We start from the raw sequence: 17,109 nt of genomic DNA on the forward strand, positions 1-17,109 counted from the left end.
GCGCCGTAGGTTCCCATGCCGGCGACGGCGGCTGCGGTGCCGACCAGTGCGACGGAGGCGAGGATTTTGCCGGAGGTGGTTTTGAGGCTGATGGCCATGGGGATCAGTGTCCTTTCGTGTGGCCACCGTGAGACCGGCCGGCCGTTTCTCCAGCCTGTGTGGCTGACAAGAAATACTTTGCCGGGCCTGGATCAAGAACCAATCCTGCAAACCCACAACACTTCCTCAGGAAACCCTCAAGAAAACCGCAGCACCCCAAGGCGCTTATCCACAACCCAGACTTAGTAAACGGCGCTGAGCCGTGCCTCGCGCTAGGCTGGTCATCTCGGCTGATGCAAGTGGCCGCAGGAACCACCAAGCGGAGCCATCTTTCCATGTCAGTTGACCTTGCCCTGACTGCCCTTGCGGCGTCCTCCTTTTCCCTTCCTGAGTTGCGCGATGGCCAACTCGCCGGCATGAGCGCCCTTGCTGAGGGCCGTGATGTTTTGGCAGTCATGCCGACCGGATACGGAAAATCTGCCACCTACCAGGTAGCGGCACTTCACCTTCACCAACAAACCAAGCGCCCCGCCGTCGTGGTTTCTCCCCTCATTGCCCTGCAGGAGGACCAACTGGAGGGCCTTGCCGGGGACCTGGGTGAGGGTTCCGCCGTCGCCATAAATTCGTCCCGCAGTGACTCTGAAGTGGAGGCCGCCTGGCAAGCGGCCGAATCCGGCCAGGCTGTCTTCCTTTTTCTCGCGCCGGAGCAATTGGCCAGGCAGGAGACAGTGGACCGGATCGCCACGTTGGACATCTCCATGTTCGTGGTGGACGAGGCCCATTGCGTCTCCGCGTGGGGCCATGACTTCCGCCCCGACTACCTGGAGCTGGGCAACGTCCGCGAACGGTTGGGCAATCCGCCGGTGATAGCGCTGACGGCAACAGCTTCCCCGCCGGTCCGCGATGAAATCGTCCAACGGCTTGGCATGCGCGATCCTTTGGTCCTGGTCCGGGGGTTCGATAGGCCCAACATCAGCCTGGACGTCATACGCCACCAGGAGGACAAGGCCAAGCGCAAAGCCGTGGTGGAACAGGTAGTGGAGCTGTCCGCGTCGAAGGGGATGGGGCTTCTGTACGCGGCTACGCGAAAAGACACCGAAAAGTATGCTGCCAAACTGACCGAACGGGGCCTGCGTGCTGAGGCCTATCACGCGGGCAGGACGGACGCGGACCGCGAAAGCATTCACGAGCGCTTCCTGGACGACCAACTTGATGTGGTGGTCGCTACTACTGCTTTTGGCATGGGCATCGACAAGCCCAACGTCAGGTTCGTCGTGCACGCGGACATCCCCGAGTCACTGGACTCGTACTATCAGGAAATCGGCCGGGCGGGCCGTGATGGCAAAGCTGCTGCGGCCATCCTGCATTACCGGGCCGAGGACCTGGGCTTGCGCAAGTTCTTCGGTACCCATTCGCCGGACCCTGGTGCCCTCAAAACGATCCTGAAGGTGATCAGGAACGCCGGTGGGCCGGCTCCGAAGAGCGCCCTGGTGGAACTGACGGGATTCCCCGCCCGGCGGGTTACCGGGCTGGTCAACCAGTTGGAGGAGGCCGGCGCGGTGAAAACCGGCAAGCGCGGCACCCGGCTCATTTCCAAGGCAAAACCGGCTACGCTGGTCGATCGCGCTGTGGATCTGGCCGAGTCACGGCAAAGGGTTGACCAGTCCCGGCTGACCATGATGCGGGCTTACGCTGAGACGGATGCCTGTCGCCGCCAGTTCCTGTTGGGCTACTTCGGGGAGGAGCTGCCGGAGCCCTGCGGCAACTGCGATTCCTGCGCTGGGGTCCAACAAGACGCACCGGGTTCCGGCAACCCCGCGGCCCCGGGCGGCGAGGAACAGTTCCCCCTGCAGTCCACCGTGGTCCATAAGGAGTGGGGGCCTGGTCTGGTGATGCGGCACGAGGACGACGTCATTACTATCCTGTTCGAACAGGAGGGTTACAAGACCCTGTCCCGTACCGCCGTCGTGGAGCATGAGCTGCTGAAACCGGCCTAGGCGGTGGCGGGAGCCGCGCCGGATCGGCCATTGGTGACCACCACGATCAACCCGGCAAGCAAGGCTGCCGCACTGACCGTGTACAGCACTCCGCCCCACGGGGCGTAATCGCCACCGGAAATGAAGAACGCATCAGCCAAAGCCATTCCGGCGTGGAAAGACACCAACGAATAGGATGGGGCGCCGAGCCCAAGGATCAGGAGGTCGAGGAGGACAACGGTCCTCAGCCGCCCGAGAGAGCCGGCCGCTGAAAGCAGCACCACAACGGCCCCCAGCGCTGTTCCCAAAAAGGCCCATGTCACAACCGTGGGCGCTGAGATTGACTCGTTGGCCCGCGCCAGCCCTTCATGAATTTCGTCCAGGCTGGCACCGGGCACAGCTGCGAGGGGATTCCATACAAGAATCTGGAACGCTCCCACAACTGCGAATGCAGCTATTGCAGCCAGCCCGAACAAACTGGCAATGACACGCGGCGTTCGATTACTTCCCTCGATTGTCCCCATGCTGGCAGCCTAGTGGAGCACTCAGGTGTTCAGTTCCACCATCAGGGCCGGCAGTTCGTCGGCGAGCTCCCGGGCCAGGAATCCGAGGGGACCCAGTTTGCTGGCCAGGCGGTCCGCAGCGGCTGCATGCAGATGGGTACCCCAGCAGGCGGCCTGGGCGTCGCTGGTTCCGCGGGCCCTGAGACCGGCAATCGCACCCGCCAGGACGTCCCCGCTGCCCGAGGTTCCCAACCCTCCGTAGCCTGTGGTGATCTTCCAGAGTCCGGATCCTTGATCCGACATCCCCTGCGGGCCGGCGATGAATCCTTGGCAGCTCACCACGGCATCGAACCGTTGGGCAATGTCCATCACTGCAGCTTCCAGGTCATCGACATCCTTCCCCAACAGGACCCCGGCCTCTGTGGGATTGGGGGTAAGGATCAGGCGCCCACGCCATGGTCCCAGCAGCGACTCAACCTTCCCAAGTGCCCCCAGGGCATAGGCGTCAAGAACGACGGCGGGACCGCCCGCAGCGTCAGCGGGACCGTTGGATTCCTCCCGCTCCAAGAGCGCCCGCAGCATCGTCCCGGCCAGATCCAGATCATCCAGCCCCGGCCCAATCAGCAGGACGTCGGCCCGCTCCAGGTCGGATCCGATACGCTCCAGCCCTTCTCCGGTCAATGACCCGTCGGCTGTTTCGGGAAGACCGGGTGAACCGCACTCCGGCAGGGTTACGCCCACCTGCACCGCCGCGGATTCGGCCACGGCCAAGGTTATTTTGCCCGCCCCGGCACGCAGCGCCGCCGTCCCGGCGAGTATGGCCGCCCCGGGGGTCGCGCGTGCCCCGCCGATGACCAGGACTGCCCCGCGCGAATACTTGTCCCCGCCAGGGGCCGGCAGTGGCCAGTCCCGCAGAAGGGACGGAGTCACCAAAGTGGGTTCACTGGGGGTGGACACTGGCATCTCCGGCGTGTTCGGTGACTGTGACACGCTGCTCTGTGAGGTGGTCGGCGACATTGAAGCTCTCCAATTCCCAGGGCCCCGAGCCGGTGGGACGCACATAGCGCGTGATCGAAGCATTCAACACCGACGTCGTCGCAGCGAGGTCCAGGATCTCCTCTTCGGACATGCCTTGCAGGACGTAGCGGACCAAAAGGATGACGGCATCGTGGCAGACCAGCATCACCCGCTGGCCCGAGCCCAAGGTGTTGAGTTCGTCCAGCACCGAGCGCAGCCGGAGGGCAACATCGGCCCAGGACTCACCGCCGGGCGGACGGTAGTACAGCTTGCCCAGCCACAGACGCCGCTCGGCCTCATCCGGGTAGCGGTTTTCCACGCCCCGGCTTGTCAGCCTGTCCAGGATGCCCAATTCCCTGTCCCGGAGACGTTCGTCGGTGAGCACCTTCACTGGCCATCCGGCAGTCTGGACGGCGATTTCCGCCGTCTGCCTGGCACGGGCGTAGGGGGAGGAGACAACAGCGTCCGGCCTCATGTCTTCGGCGATGCGGGACAGCGCGGTCCCAAGCGCTTTGGCTTGGTCCTGTCCGGTGCCCGAGAGGTTCACGTCAGGGTCCCGGGCCGGGACCGCAATGACCTCCGCCCCTGCCAGCCGCGCCTCGGTGGCCGCCAGGTTCCCTTCGCTCTCACCATGCCGGACCAGCAGTAATTCCACGGCGCCGGCCTCCTGCACGGCGTCCGTCAAACCGTCCTCGTTCACAAAAGCCACCCCTCCGCGTGCGTTGCCGAATGCAGAACACTACCCACTGCGTACCCACCGGTCCAGAGAATAAACACGCGACGACGGATCGGGAACCTCTGTTGCCCGGACCCCCGGTGAAGTATGTTGCTCGCATGAAGGACACATACCAGGTCATTGTGGTCGGTGGCGGATTTGCAGGCGTTGCAACAGCCAGGGAACTCGGCCGCAAGGGTGTACAGGTCTTGCTCATCGACTCGAACAACTACCACCAGTTCCAGCCCCTCCTCTACCAGCTTGCTACGTCCCAAATCGGGGTGTCGGCCATTGCCCGGCCACTCCGTTCGGTGTTTCGCCGCCTCAAAACGGTCAAGGTCCTCACTGCCAAAGTGGAATCCGTGGACGCATCGCAACGCACAGTGACGACGTCCGACGGGCAGACCCTGCGGGCGGACATCCTGGTCCTTGCCGTGGGGGCCGTCCCGAACTTTTTCAACACTCCGGGCGCGGAGGAATTGGCCTTCCCCCTGTACTCCGTCACAGACGCAACAAGACTTGGCGGCGGGCTCACCCGGTTGCTGGACCAGGCTGACGGGAATCCCGACAGCTTCGTGGATGTGGTGGTGGTCGGCGGCGGTCCCACAGGTGTAGAGACAGCCGGAGCGATGGCTGAAAACGTCAAATACGTGGTGCGGAAGTACTTCTCGCCCGAGCTGGCTGCCCGCTGCCGGGTACACCTGGTGGACATGGTTCCCAGCGTGTTGAACATGTTCTCCCCGAAGTCCCAAAAGTACGCGACCGAACACCTGCAGAAAGTCGGTGTCCAGCTTCACATGGGAGTGGGTGTCACGGAGGTCCGGCCTGATGGTGTCACCTTGGCGGACGGGAGCTCCGTCCCGGGGCAGATCGTCGTTTGGGCCGGCGGCCTGAAAGCGGGCGGCATTGTCGCCGGATCGGGGCTGGCCCAGGGGAGGGGTGGACGTGTCGATGTCCACCCGGACCTGACAGCGCCGGACGTGGATGGCGTTTACGTCATCGGGGATGCTGCCAACATCACGGACTCAACGGGAGCCAAATTGCCGCAGTTGGGCTCGGTAGCCCAGCAGGCGGGTAAATGGGCGGCCAAGAACATCCTTGCTGACCTTGGCGGCGGCAGCCGAACGCCTTTCCGGTACGTCGACAAGGGCTACATGGCGATGGTGGGACGCGGTGCGGCAGTGGCGGAACTTGGTCGCAAGCGCATCCAGCTTCAGGGCCTCTTTGCGTTTTTATCCTGGCTGCTGGTGCACTTAGCCCTGTTGTCAGGGCTCCAGCAAAAGATCCGGGCACTGTTTTCCTGGCTCAACGGCTATCTCCTGCACAGTCCCGCCCAAGTGGTGGTCAGCGGACCCTTGGACAAGGAACCTCCCGGGCAGGGGCCGCCTGTGCCGGCACCGTCAAAGGAATCTTGAGGGGGCCTGTTTCTTGTAGTTGCGGTGGGACAACACCGCGTGAACCCCAAGAAGTGTGCCGGCCACGCCAAACAGGGGTACGTGCAGAGGTATCGCCATCAGGACCAGCAGTACTCCCAAAGCGGCGGCCATGACGTCACGGAGGTGCGGGTGGATGGGGCCGCGCACGGGGACACCGGATTCCAGTTGCCGGGCGAGGTGGGGATCCTGGATGAAGAGCTCCCGCTCGAGCTGCTGCAGAACCCTTCGCTCGCGTTCTGAAAGCGGCATAGTGGTCCTCCTCGGCGCTAGGTTTCCAAATTAGCTAAGCATGCTGATTATTAAGATCGCAAGCATCAATTTGCCGGCAATGAGCGCCCGTGGGGATCTGCTGGGAAGATAGCAGGAGGAATTCGAACAAGGAGCAGTATGACACTCAAAGAACGCTTGAAGGCAGACGTCGTCGACCACATGAAGGCCGGCAACAAAGTTGCCCTGACCACGGTTCGCAATGTCCTGGGTGAAATCACCACCCGTGAAAAGTCAGGCAAGACGCCAGTGGAGCTCGACGACGCCCAGGTCACCTCGCTGCTGCAGAAGGAAGCCGCCAAGCGCCGGGACACGGCGAAGATCTACACCGAGGCGGGGGAAGCTGACCGCGCAGCGGCCGAAGTTGCCGAGGCGGAGATCATCGAGGCCTACCTCCCCAAAGCGCTCACCCGTGAAGAGGTTGAGGCCATCGTGGAGGAAACCATTGATGCCTTGAAAGCTGAAGGCCAGGAACTCTCAATGCGCTCCATCGGTGCCGTCATGAAGCCTGTTACCGCGAAGGTCGCAGGGCGCTTCGATGGCAAGACCGTCAGCGAGATCGTGCGCGCCCGCTTGGCCTGACCGCCACCGGGTCAGTTGACCCCAAGCAGCCACCGCAGAGTGTCAGCGTTGCGCACGGCGTTACCACCGCCGTCGTTGTTGAAGTAGACATACACGTCCTTGCCGGCGCCGCTCCACTCGCGGATCCTGTCCGCCCACCACCTCAAATCGTCGTCCGAATAGGAGCCGCCGTAGAGGTGCTGGTGGTCCGGGCCGTGCATGCGGATGTAGACGAACGGAGCCGTGGCCCGGAGGATGCAGGGCAGATTGGCGCCGCTCATGATGCAGTAGGCGGTCTGGTGGCGTTCCAGCAGCGCGTACACGTCCGGATGGTCCCAGCTGTCGTGCCGGAACTCGACGGCGACGCGGATCCAGTGCGGCAGGGCGGCCAGGAAGTAGTCGACCCGGGCATCATCACGGGCAAAATCAGGTGGCAACTGCGCCAACAGAACCGCCCTTTTGTCGCCGAGCTCGTGCCAGCAGCGCACGATTCTTTCCACCCATACCTCGGGGCTGTAGAGCTTCTTGGCATGGGTAAGGCCACGCGGCGCTTTGACCGACATCGCGAAGCCTTCCGGCAGGCGGTTCCGCCAACCCGCGAAGGTAGTGTCCCGGGGCCAGCGGTAGAAACTCGCGTTGAGTTCCACGGTGGTGAACCGCGCAGTGTAGTGGGCCAGCCGCTTGGAGGCGGGCAGTCCCGGGGGATAGAGCACGCTTTCCCAGTGATCGTAGCTCCAGCCCGATGTGCCGATGTGGATGCCCATGGTGAGGATGTACCCCTGTGGGTGGTTTCTTAACGCACGGTTCCGTTGCCAGCGGTCCTCGCCATCAGCGCGCGGAGGTCATCGGCAACATTTGCTACTTCCCGCTGGCGTGCTCTGCGGGGCTGCTCGTCAGAACTTCGGGAAGCGTCAGCAAATGCACCTGGCAGTCCTCTCACGGAGTGGGTGCCCCGCGCAATCGGAAGGGCTGGATCGATGGCGTAGGAGTCCGGCCGGCCGAGGAAGTCGACGTCGTCATTGCTCCTAGCCCCACAGCGCCTTTTTCAGCAGTGCCCGCAGCTGCGTGTTCTCGTCCTCGCTGAGCGCTGCCAGCTGCGTTTGCTCGCACACCTCGAGCGCAGCCCGGGCCTTGTTGTGGATCCGGCGGCCCTCCGCGGTGGAAACGATGATCTTGGCCCGCCGGTCCTGCTTGCCCTGCGCCCGCTTGACCAGGCCGCGGTGTTCAAGGTCGTCAACCAGACTGACCACTTGGCTGGGGTCCAGGCTGAGGAAATCGGCGAGCTCGCGCTGCGTAGGTTCCAGGCCGCTGCAGGCAAGTGTCAGCACGGAGAAGGACCGCTCACGAAGCCCGTAATCCGCCAGTGCCTTGTTGTTCAGAAGGGAGCCTGTCGCGTGCAGTTTGGCCAGCAACAGGCCCACATCGTTGCCGATTTTGGCCTCGGCCAGGCGCGGGGTTTCCACTTCGGTGCTTTGCGGGCCCATGACAACTCCAATAGTAATGAAAAACAATCGTTGACTTTTTCAATGATCCGTATTCTCATTGATCATGACAAGGATCTCACGACGCAGTGGGATCGGCCCCACCGGCTCCGGCCGGTTACTGCATGCGAAGGAGCACGCCATGAGCTTGAACGGCAAGGTTGCAATCGTTACCGGGAGTGGACAGGGTCTTGGTCTCGCTTACGCGAGGGAGCTCGCCCGCCAGGGTGCCGCCGTCGTCATTAATGACGTGAACGCTGAGACCGCAGCGCAAGCAGTCGCGCAGATCGAGGCCGACGGCGGCCGGGCCACCGCCGTCGTCGTTCCGGTGGGCACCACGGATGCCGCCAAGGCATTGGTCGCCGGTGCCGTGGAGACGTTCGGTCGCTTGGACATCCTGGTCACGAACGCAGGAATCCTCCGCGATAAGAGCCTGTTGAAGATGACCGACGAGGACTTCGACCTTGTCATCAACGTCCACTTGAAGGGCACGTTCACCTGCGTCCGTGAGGCCTTCGCGTACTTCAAGGAAAACAACGTCGCGGGCCGGATCATCACTATCGGTTCGCCTACGGGCCAGCGTGGCAACTTCGGGCAGACCAATTACGCGGCTGCGAAGGCGGGGATCGTGGGCATGGTCCGGACGTGGGCGCTGGAGATGAAGAAGGCCGGCGTGACCGTCAACTCTGTCATTCCGGTGGCGGCGACGGCGATGACCAAGACGGTCCCTTATTTCCAGAAGGCCGTGGAAGCTGACGAGCGTGGCGAGGCCATGCCGTCGTTCTTCCGTCATGACCTGGGTTTCGGAACTGCCGACGACGTCGCCGGGCTCATCGCCTTCCTCGCCTCGGATAAGGCGGCCGGCATTACCGGCCAGGCGATCGGTGCCGGCGGTGACCGGCTGCAGGTCTGGACGCACCCGACGGCGGCAACCACCGAATACCGCGACGGCGGCTGGAGCTACGAAGCACTGGTAGAGAACGCCGGATCACTCTTCGGCCCCGACGCGTTGCAGAGCTTCGGTGAGGAATTCCTGCCCTTGCCGGAAGAACTGCAGCCTGAACCGGCCAAGCCCGAAGCGGTACAGGCCCGCTGATCATGGCTGACCGATACGAGCTCGGCATCGACGCCGCTGCCCTTGATGCGATCGACATGCACGTCCACCTCGAAGTGGACAGCTGCGGCCACGGCTCGCTCCCGGATGCCCTGACGGAAGCCTCGGCCAAGTACTTCAAAGCCGAGGACAGGACCCCGTCCCTGGACAGGATCGCCGAGGTGTACCGCGAACTGAACATGGCCGCCGTCGTCTTTACCGTCGACGCAAGGACGCAACTAAAGCACGAACCAAACAGCATCCCGGAACTCATCGCCGGAGCCGGGCGGAACAACGATGTTCTGATTCCGTTCGGCAGCGTGGACCCGCGGACGGGTGAGGACGCGATCGCCGGAGCCAAGCACCAGGCCGTTGAGCTCGGTGCCCGGGGATTCAAATTCCATCCTTCACTCCAGGGCTTCGACCCATCCAACGAGCAGTTCTACCCGCTCTGGGAAACGCTCCAGGAGCTGGGGTTGCCGTGTATTTTCCACACGGGCCAGAACGGTATGGGTGCCGGGCTTCCCGGGGGATACGGCATCAAGCTGGCGTACTCGAACCCGCTCCTGCTCGACGCCGTGGCGGCCGATTTCCCGGGCCTGCAGATCATCATGGCCCATCCCTCGGTGCCGTGGCAGGACGAGGCAAATTCGATCGCCACACACAAAGCCAACGTGTTCATCGACCTCTCCGGGTGGTCGCCGAAGTACTTCCCGGAATCGCTGGTGAAGGCCTCGAATTCGGTGTTGCAGGACAAGGTCCTGTTCGGGACGGATTTCCCGCTGATCACTCCGCAGAAGTGGCTGGGCGCATTTGCCGACCTGCCCTTGAAGGACGAAGTCCGCCCGAAGATCCTCAAGGACAACGCCGTCCGGCTGCTCGGGTTGGGTAGCTGAGATGACCACGAGTGTTGCGGATCAGCGACTGTACTCGGTGGCGGACTGGTACGACGCCGAGGCGCTCCTGACCACCGAAGAGCGCCGGGTGCTGGGCAGGTTGCGGACCTTCCTGGAGACCGAAGCGAAGCCGTTGCTCGCCGAGTACTGGGAGCGGGGCGAATTCCCTGAACAACTGGCGCAGCCGTTGGTCGACCTTGATCTGATGGAACCGGATGAGCTGACCGTCGATGCCCCCGCGAGGGGGATCTTCCACGGCTTCCGGATCTTCGAACTTGCCCACACGGACGCTTCCCTGGCTACGTGGTACACGGCGCAGGCTGGTTTGTTCCGGACAGCGATCCGGGTGGGTGCGTCCGAGGAGCAGCAGAAGGAGTGGATGCCCAAGGTCATCGATTTCTCCCTCAAAGGTGTCTTCTCGCTGACCGAACCGGAGCACGGTTCGGACATCGCGGGAGGGCTTTCCACCACCGCACGCTTTGAACCGGGAGACGGCAGCTGGGTTTTGGACGGCGCCAAGCGCTGGATCGGGGGTGCCTCCACGGCGGATGTGCTGTGCGTGTTCGCCCGGGATGTGGCCGACGGACAGGTCAAGGGGTTCCTCGTGGACCGGACCGCTCCCGGGGTCGGCTTGGAGAAGATCCACGGCAAGACGTCCCTGCGGATGATGCAGAACTCCCACATCACCCTGAAGGGCGTCCGGGTGCCGGAAGCCATGCGCCTGCACAGCGTAAATTCCTTCAAGGACGTGGCCGCGATGCTGCGGGCCATGCGATCCGATGTCGCGTGGATCGCCACCGGTATCCAGGCCGGTGCCTTCGAAGCCGCCCTTGCCTACGTCAGGGAACGCCGGCAGTTCGGCCGCTCCTTGGGGTCCTTCCAACTCGTGCAGGAAAAGCTGGCGCGAATGCTCGGAAATACCACCGCCTCGCTCTCGTTGGTGACCCGCCTGACCGAACAACAGGCCAAAGGCATCTACCGGGACCAGGACTCCGCCCTGGCCAAGATGCAGACGTCCCTGATGATGCGCGAAACCGTCGCCCTGGCCCGCGAAGTCGTGGGCGGCAACGGCATCACGCTCGCCGCCGACGTCGCCCGTTTCCATGCCGACGCGGAAGCTGTCTATTCGTACGAAGGCACCCACGAAATCAATGCACTGATCGTCGGACGCGCCCTCACGGGCGAGAGTGCTTTCACCCACTGAACAACGCACAGAAAAACACAACAACCAGGAGGCAACGATGCCCAATCTCGTCGTCGATTTCGACACCCTGCTCACCATGTCCGGCAAGGACCTGGGCACCACCGACTACCGGGAGATCACCCAACAGCAGATCAACCTGTTCGCAGATGCCACGGACGATCAGCAGTGGATCCACGTTGATCCCGAACGCGCCAAGGATGGTCCCTTCGGTGCCCCGATTGCCCACGGCTTCCTCACCCTTTCCCTGATCATCCCGTTCTGGGGCGAGCTGTTCGACGTCGACGGCGTCACCACCAAGGTGAACTACGGGCTGGACAAAGTCCGCTTCACGTCACCGGTCAAGGTCGGCTCCAAAGTCCGCATGAACGGCAGCATCGCCGAAGTGACCGAGGTCAAGGGCGGTGCCCAGATCAAGGTCAACGCCACCATCGAAATCGAAGGCCAGGAACGCCCGGCCGTCGTGGCCGAATTCCTCGCACGCTTCTACAAATAAACACTCCCTTTCCAGCAACTTCCCTCCTCTTCCAAGGAACAGCCATGTCAGGACACACTGCGCTCGCACAGTCGAGCACGGCCGCAAAGCGTAAAGAAGCGCGTACGGTCATCCTTTCCAGCTATCTGGGCAGCACCATCGAGTTCTACGACTTCCTGCTGTACGCGACGGCGGCAGCGGTTGCCTTCCCCAAGGTGTTCTTCGCCGGAACGGACGAATGGGTGGGCGTCGTAGCTGCCTATGCAACGTTCGCCGCCGGTTACGTTGCCCGGCCCTTGGGCGGCATCATTTTCGGCCACTTCGGCGACAGGATCGGCCGGAAGGGAATGTTGATCGTTTCCATGGCCATGATGGGCGTCGCGTCCACACTGATCGGCTTGATCCCGGGATCCAGCGTGATCGGTCCTTGGGGTGCCGTGCTGCTGGTGCTCCTGCGCGTCTGCCAGGGCATCGCCGTCGGGGGTGAATGGGGTGGCGCCGCGCTGATGGCGCTGGAACATTCCGATCCCAAGCGGCGCGGTTTCGCTGCCTCGTTCGTGAACGCCGGTGCGCCGACAGGGGCCGTACTCGGCACGGTTGTGATGGGCGTTTTCTCCGCACTGCCGCAAGACGCCTTCCTGGCATGGGGCTGGCGCGTGCCGTTCCTGCTCTCCTTCGTGCTGCTGATCGTGGGCATGTTCGTCAGGCTCCGGGTCTCCGAGAGTCCGATCTTCGCCGAGGCCGTAGCCAAGGAAAGCGCCCAAGGCAGCAAGCGGAAGATCCCGCTGCTGGAGGTCCTGAAGCGCCCCAAAGCACTCATCATGATCATGTTTGCCGGTGCTGCTGGCTTCGGCCTTCAGGTAGTGCTTCCCACGTTCTCCGTCACCTACGCAGTGTCAAAGGGCGCACCGCAGCAGGGCGTGCTTTATGCCTTCGCGGGAGCTTCGGCGATTTCCATCCTGTTCGTCCTCCTGGGCGGCCGCTTGTCAGACCGCTTCGGCCGGCGCCCCGTGATGGTCACAGGTTTGGCCCTGTTCATCCTTTACCTGTTCCCTATGTTCGGGATGCTCAGCTCAGGAAACATCGCCCTGATTTTCCTGGCATTCACGGTGGCGCTGGTCCTGCACTCGTCCCTCTACGGACCCCTTGCAGCGTTCGTGTCGGAACAGTTCGGCACCACCAACCGCTACACGGGTGCTGCGGTCGGCTATCAGCTGGCTACCTTGATCGGCGCCGGGTTCACCCCTGGAATCGTCGCCGGACTGTACAAGGACGCAGGCCAGAGCATCGTCCCCGTCGTGGTGTTCCTGTCCATCATGTCCTTGGTGTCGATTGTCTTCATCCTGCTGACGCGGGAGTCTAAGAACAACGACCTCTCTACGGTCAGTTAGGAGAAACCACCATGGACAACAACGGAGTTGGATCCTGGCTGCACCGCCGCCGCAGCAAGTCCGGAAACGCAACAGCACTTGTTTCCGGTGACCGGAAGCTCAGCTACCTCGAACTGGCTGACCGGGCAGATCACCTGGCCAACGCCCTCAAGGACAGGGGAGTGGCCAAAGGGGACCGTGTGGCCTACTTGGGCGAGAACCACCCCTCCTTTGTGGAAACCTTCTTTGCCTGCGGGTTGGTGGGCGCCATCTTCGTGCCTCTCAATACGCGCCTGGCCGCTCCCGAGCTTCAGTTCCAGCTGCAGGACTCGGGAGCCCGGATCCTCATCAACGCCGCGGCCCTGGAGCCTGTTGCGACGGCCGCCGTGGCTGACACTGCGGTCACCCACCGGTTTGTGGTGGCTCCCGACGGCGGACCTGAAGGGTCCGCGGTCAAGCTGCCGACCGGCGTCGAACCTTATGAGGAGGTGATTGGCGCCTCGGACGGTACAGCGATGGATGTTGCGGTGTCACTGGACGACGCCGCCATGATCCTCTACACCTCCGGCACCACAGGGAAGCCGAAGGGTGCGCTGCTCACGCACGGCAACATCACCTGGAACTGCATCAATACCGTGGTGGACATGGACCTGAGCCGCAACGACATAGCGCTCATGATTTCGCCGCTCTTCCACGTCGCATCCCTGGACATGGGTTTGCTCCCGATGCTGCTCAAGGGCGCCACGGTGGTCCTCGAATCCAAGTTCGACGCCGGTCGCGTCCTGGAACTGGTGGGCCGGCACAGGGTCACCACCCTGAACGGCGTCCCCACCACCTTCCAGATGCTCTGCGACCATCCGGAATGGTCGACGGCGGACCTCAGCTCCCTGGACAAACTCACCTGCGGCGGGTCCGCCGTTCCGCAGCGGGTACTGGACGCCTATGAGGAACGTGGCATCGGATTCACCGCCTGCTACGGCATGACCGAAACCGCCCCGGGAGCCACCATGCTCCCGGTCTCCGCTTCCAAGGTGAAAGCCGGATCAGCGGGTTTGCCGCACTTCTTCACGGATGTGCGGATCGTTGACCCGTTCGGGAGCGTCGTGGGCGCGGGCGAAGTGGGGGAGATCCAGATCTCCGGGCCCAACGTCATCAAGGAATACTGGAACCGGCCGGAGGCAACTGCCGACAGCTACGCGGACTCCTCCTGGTTCCGCTCCGGGGACATGGGACACCAGGACGAGGAAGGCTTCTTATTCGTCTCCGACAGACTCAAGGACATGATCATTTCCGGCGGCGAGAACATCTACCCGGCCGAGGTGGAAGCAGCCATTGCGGAATTGCCCGCCGTGGGAAGCGTGGCCGTCATTGGAGTGGCCGACGGGAAATGGGGCGAAGTCCCGAGGGCGATCGTGACTTTGCGGGAGGGTGCTGCCCTGACCGAAGAGCAGTTGCGCTCGCATCTGGACGGACGATTGGCACGCTACAAGATCCCCAAGTCCGTGGTGTTCGTGGAAGAGATGCCGCGCACGGCCAGCGGCAAGATCAGGAAGACCGACCTCCGCAAGCACTTCGCGCAGTAACCCTCCCGACGCTTGCTCACGTCCCGCGTGCTTGGGTGGGACCCTTGCTCACGTTCCGCGTGTTTGTGGCGGACGCTTCCTCACGTTCTGGGTGTTTGGGACGGACGCGTGCTCACGTTCCGGGTGCTGAATGCGGCTTTCGGGCGACATATTCCGTTACTGGGCTAAATCCCGGTTAATTTTGTCCATCGAACTGCCTAAACAGCGTTCGGGGCATTACGATTGGGTCGACTCGTCTCTGAGTACGCATTCATCACAACGAAACCCCGGGGGATATACCAATGAGCTACCCGCAACAACCGCAACAGACCCAGCCCTACGCAGCGCAAGCCGGCGAGCCGCCGCTGTGGGCACCCTACTATGGTGCTCCGATTGGTGCAGCCGTCAAGCGTTTCTTCAAGAAGTACGCCGCGTTCTCGGGCCGTGCCAGCCGCAGCGAATACTGGTGGGTCGCCCTTGTACTGGGCGTCGTGGGCTTCGTCCTGCAGCTGCTCACCGGCATTCTCGGCGCCGCTGGTGCCACCACTACAAGCAGCGGAACAATTCCCGGTCCTGGTGCTGCAGTGGGGCTCATCCTCATCCTCGTTTTCTACTTGGCAGTCCTGATTCCGTCTCTCGCCCTGTTGGTTCGCCGTCTCCACGACGCCAACCTCAGCGGCTGGTTGGCATTGCTCGTTGTGGTGCCGATCGTTGTTTTCGTGCTCTCGCTCCTGCCGTCCAACCCGGCCGGCCAGCGTTTCGACCAGCCGACCGCGTAGTAACCCACGCACCACGCAAAAAGGGGCGGTACCCAGTGTGCCGCCCCTTTTTCGTGCCCGCACTGCGTGCCCGCGGGGCCACTCCGTGAAATGCTGTCCTTGACGCGGACCGACCCCGATGACGAGGAGAGCCAGCCATGAAACCGATCAAGCGCTGCGCCGTGGTTGGCGGCGGGATCATCGGCGTCGCGGTTGCGCGGGAACTTTCCAACAAGCTCGACGGCGTCCAGGTCACCGTTTATGAGAAGGAAGGGCGCCTCGCTGCCCACCAAACAGGCCACAACTCAGGGGTGGTCCACGCAGGGCTGTACTACGAGCCCGGCGGGTTGAAGGCACGGCTGTGCCGCAGGGGAGTGGAGCTGCTGCAGGAATTCTGCGCCGCGAAGGCCCTTCCCTACGAAGCATGCGGGAAGCTGGTCATTGCCCAGACACCAGAGGAGCAAAAACGCCTGGACAACATCTTTGCCCGCGCCACAGCCAACGGGGTGCCCGGAGCACGGATGCTGGGCGGTGACCGGATACGCGAGGTGGAGCCGAACGCCGTCGGGCTTTCCGCTTTGCACTCGCCGGAAACGGCTATCGTCGACTATTCGGCCATCACCGAAGCGCTCGCCGACGACGTCCGGGCCTCGGGAGGGACCATCCGGCTTGGGCAGGAAGTCACGTCGGTGGAACAGCAAGCGAGTGGCGCGGTTGTCCATACGAAGGACGACAGTGAACACTTTGACCTGGTGGTCGCCTGCGCCGGCCTGCAATCGGACCGTTTGGCGAAGGCGGCGGGCGAGGCCGCAAACCCGAGGATCGTGCCGTTCTTCGGGCAGTACTTTCTCCTGGACCGCGCGGCCCGCGAGCAGGTGAAGGGCCTTATCTATCCTGTCCCGGACCCCCGGCATCCCTTCCTGGGCGTGCATCTGACCAAACGCATCGACGGCGAAATGATGCTCGGACCGAATGCGTTCATTTCCTTTGGCCGGGAATCCTACGGCTGGAAGGATGTCAGGGTCCGCGATGTCCTGGATTATGCGCTGTTCCCGGGCTTTTGGAATTTTGCGCGGCAGAATGTGCCCTCGGCTGTCCGTGAATTCCAGACCGTGGTGAGCCGAAAGAAATTCATCCGCGAAGCTGTCCGCTTTGTTCCGTCCCTGGAGGGCGCCACTGTTCTCCCTGGCACCCGCGGCGTCCGCGCCCAGGCCATGAACGGCGACGGATCGCTGGTGGACGACTTTGTCATCGCACGACGCCGGGACACCGTTTTGGTGCGGAACGCGCCGTCGCCCGGGGCTACTTCGTCCATGGCGATCGCCGAGTACATCGTTGAGCAGGCGCTGGCGGACTAGCAGGCGAGGGCTGTTTGGCCGGGGAGGGTCGGGAGCGGCGTGAGTTAACAAGCCCGTGACGATCCGGAAACGGCGCCCACATGCGGGGTGGATAGCTTTGCTCCATGATCACCTCACTGGCCGCACTTGCTACCCGACTCGGCCATTCCCTGGGCCGCTGGATCGAGGCCGCGTACGTCCTGGATTGCGCCGGTCCCGAGCCTGAAGGATCGCACGGGTCGGCTTCGGATTGGACATGGCTTCCAGCCCTGAGCGGGGTGACCGTGGCAGGAGCCCAGGCCATCCAATCGCACGCAGGACGCCCGCCGACGGCCACGTAGGAACCGCGCTGTAAGCTGCACAATGTTGCGTTGAGCACACTTTTCGTTGATGCCGGGTAGTATGCCCTAAACTGCTTCACT

At 63.2% G+C, this 17,109-nt stretch carries 18 protein-coding genes; 12 read left to right on the forward strand and 6 right to left on the reverse strand.

Going from position 1 to position 17,109, the window contains the following annotated elements; genetic code table 11:
• The first annotated feature begins 374 nt into the window (after positions 1 to 374).
• The gene (locus tag AB4Y81_RS19855) at positions 375 to 2,036 is read left to right on the forward strand and encodes a RecQ family ATP-dependent DNA helicase (RefSeq protein ID WP_441996659.1); all 1,662 of its coding nucleotides are present in this window, start codon (positions 375 to 377) and stop codon (positions 2,034 to 2,036) included.
• On the opposite strand, the gene AB4Y81_RS19860 is transcribed toward AB4Y81_RS19855, so the two are convergent.
• The 3 genes from AB4Y81_RS19860 to AB4Y81_RS19870 are packed head-to-tail and all read right to left on the reverse strand — an operon-like array spanning position 2,033 to position 4,244.
• The gene (locus tag AB4Y81_RS19860; protein WP_441996661.1) at positions 2,033 to 2,539 is read right to left on the reverse strand and encodes a hypothetical protein; all 507 of its coding nucleotides are present in this window, start codon (positions 2,537 to 2,539) and stop codon (positions 2,033 to 2,035) included. The two genes, AB4Y81_RS19855 and AB4Y81_RS19860, sit on opposite strands and share 4 nt — an antisense overlap.
• Before the next feature lie 21 nt (positions 2,540 to 2,560).
• Positions 2,561 to 3,481, reverse strand: a complete 921-nt coding sequence (locus AB4Y81_RS19865; protein ID WP_189076073.1) for an NAD(P)H-hydrate dehydratase — start codon at positions 3,479 to 3,481, stop codon at positions 2,561 to 2,563.
• A complete protein-coding gene (locus tag AB4Y81_RS19870; RefSeq protein ID WP_441996663.1) occupies positions 3,459 to 4,244 on the reverse strand; it encodes a histidine phosphatase family protein in 786 nt (261 codons plus the stop codon). The genes AB4Y81_RS19865 and AB4Y81_RS19870 overlap by 23 nt, the downstream gene beginning before the upstream one ends.
• A gap of 125 nt (positions 4,245 to 4,369) precedes the next feature.
• Between AB4Y81_RS19870 and AB4Y81_RS19875 the strand changes: the two genes are divergently transcribed.
• Complete coding sequence (locus AB4Y81_RS19875; RefSeq protein WP_441996665.1) at positions 4,370 to 5,665, forward strand: NAD(P)/FAD-dependent oxidoreductase; 1,296 nt, start codon at positions 4,370 to 4,372, stop codon at positions 5,663 to 5,665.
• On the opposite strand, the gene AB4Y81_RS19880 is transcribed toward AB4Y81_RS19875, so the two are convergent.
• Positions 5,651 to 5,935 carry a DUF3040 domain-containing protein gene (locus tag AB4Y81_RS19880; RefSeq protein WP_441996667.1) on the reverse strand — a complete coding sequence of 95 codons (285 nt, stop codon included), beginning with the start codon at positions 5,933 to 5,935 and terminating at the stop codon, positions 5,651 to 5,653. The two genes, AB4Y81_RS19875 and AB4Y81_RS19880, sit on opposite strands and share 15 nt — an antisense overlap.
• Before the next feature lie 138 nt (positions 5,936 to 6,073).
• Between AB4Y81_RS19880 and AB4Y81_RS19885 the strand changes: the two genes are divergently transcribed.
• Positions 6,074 to 6,535 (forward strand): GatB/YqeY domain-containing protein, encoded by a 462-nt coding sequence (locus AB4Y81_RS19885; protein WP_039239905.1) that lies wholly within the window; start codon positions 6,074 to 6,076, stop codon positions 6,533 to 6,535.
• 11 nt (positions 6,536 to 6,546) lie between these two features.
• On the opposite strand, the gene AB4Y81_RS19890 is transcribed toward AB4Y81_RS19885, so the two are convergent.
• On the reverse strand, positions 6,547 to 7,278 hold the full coding sequence (locus AB4Y81_RS19890; RefSeq protein ID WP_441996669.1) for a DUF72 domain-containing protein: 732 nt from the start codon (positions 7,276 to 7,278) through the stop codon (positions 6,547 to 6,549).
• Positions 7,279 to 7,539: 261 nt separating this feature from the next.
• Positions 7,540 to 7,998: a MarR family winged helix-turn-helix transcriptional regulator gene (locus AB4Y81_RS19895; protein ID WP_018780159.1), complete on the reverse strand. Its 459-nt coding sequence runs from the start codon at positions 7,996 to 7,998 to the stop codon at positions 7,540 to 7,542.
• A 139-nt stretch (positions 7,999 to 8,137) separates the two neighbouring features.
• Here AB4Y81_RS19895 and AB4Y81_RS19900 point away from each other — a divergent pair, with 139 nt between their 5' ends.
• The 9 genes from AB4Y81_RS19900 (at position 8,138) to AB4Y81_RS19940 (ending at position 17,028) form a co-directional block, all read left to right on the forward strand.
• On the forward strand, positions 8,138 to 9,091 hold the full coding sequence (locus AB4Y81_RS19900) for an SDR family NAD(P)-dependent oxidoreductase (protein ID WP_441996671.1): 954 nt from the start codon (positions 8,138 to 8,140) through the stop codon (positions 9,089 to 9,091).
• Between the two features lie 2 nt (positions 9,092 to 9,093).
• A complete protein-coding gene (locus AB4Y81_RS19905; RefSeq protein ID WP_018780157.1) occupies positions 9,094 to 9,984 on the forward strand; it encodes a 4-hydroxyphenyl-beta-ketoacyl-CoA hydrolase in 891 nt (296 codons plus the stop codon).
• A gap of 1 nt (position 9,985) precedes the next feature.
• Positions 9,986 to 11,188, forward strand: coding sequence for an acyl-CoA dehydrogenase family protein (locus AB4Y81_RS19910; protein ID WP_275778231.1), 1,203 nt, complete (start codon positions 9,986 to 9,988; stop codon positions 11,186 to 11,188).
• Positions 11,189 to 11,225: 37 nt separating this feature from the next.
• Positions 11,226 to 11,681 (forward strand): MaoC family dehydratase, encoded by a 456-nt coding sequence (locus tag AB4Y81_RS19915; RefSeq protein ID WP_026542563.1) that lies wholly within the window; start codon positions 11,226 to 11,228, stop codon positions 11,679 to 11,681.
• Between the two features lie 44 nt (positions 11,682 to 11,725).
• Positions 11,726 to 13,051, forward strand: coding sequence for an MFS transporter (locus AB4Y81_RS19920; RefSeq protein ID WP_441996674.1), 1,326 nt, complete (start codon positions 11,726 to 11,728; stop codon positions 13,049 to 13,051).
• Positions 13,052 to 13,062: 11 nt separating this feature from the next.
• Positions 13,063 to 14,613: an o-succinylbenzoate--CoA ligase gene (gene menE, locus AB4Y81_RS19925; RefSeq protein WP_441996676.1), complete on the forward strand. Its 1,551-nt coding sequence runs from the start codon at positions 13,063 to 13,065 to the stop codon at positions 14,611 to 14,613.
• Between the two features lie 281 nt (positions 14,614 to 14,894).
• Positions 14,895 to 15,371 carry a DUF805 domain-containing protein gene (locus tag AB4Y81_RS19930; RefSeq protein WP_441996678.1) on the forward strand — a complete coding sequence of 159 codons (477 nt, stop codon included), beginning with the start codon at positions 14,895 to 14,897 and terminating at the stop codon, positions 15,369 to 15,371.
• Positions 15,372 to 15,508: 137 nt separating this feature from the next.
• Complete coding sequence (gene lhgO, locus AB4Y81_RS19935; RefSeq protein WP_079582813.1) at positions 15,509 to 16,708, forward strand: L-2-hydroxyglutarate oxidase; 1,200 nt, start codon at positions 15,509 to 15,511, stop codon at positions 16,706 to 16,708.
• Positions 16,709 to 16,812: 104 nt separating this feature from the next.
• Positions 16,813 to 17,028 carry a hypothetical protein gene (locus AB4Y81_RS19940; RefSeq protein ID WP_416430354.1) on the forward strand — a complete coding sequence of 72 codons (216 nt, stop codon included), beginning with the start codon at positions 16,813 to 16,815 and terminating at the stop codon, positions 17,026 to 17,028.
• The last annotated feature ends 81 nt before the right edge of the window (positions 17,029 to 17,109 follow it).

This window comes from Paenarthrobacter sp. TAF1, assembly GCF_052113825.1.
Taxonomy (GTDB): domain Bacteria; phylum Actinomycetota; class Actinomycetes; order Actinomycetales; family Micrococcaceae; genus Arthrobacter; species Arthrobacter nicotinovorans.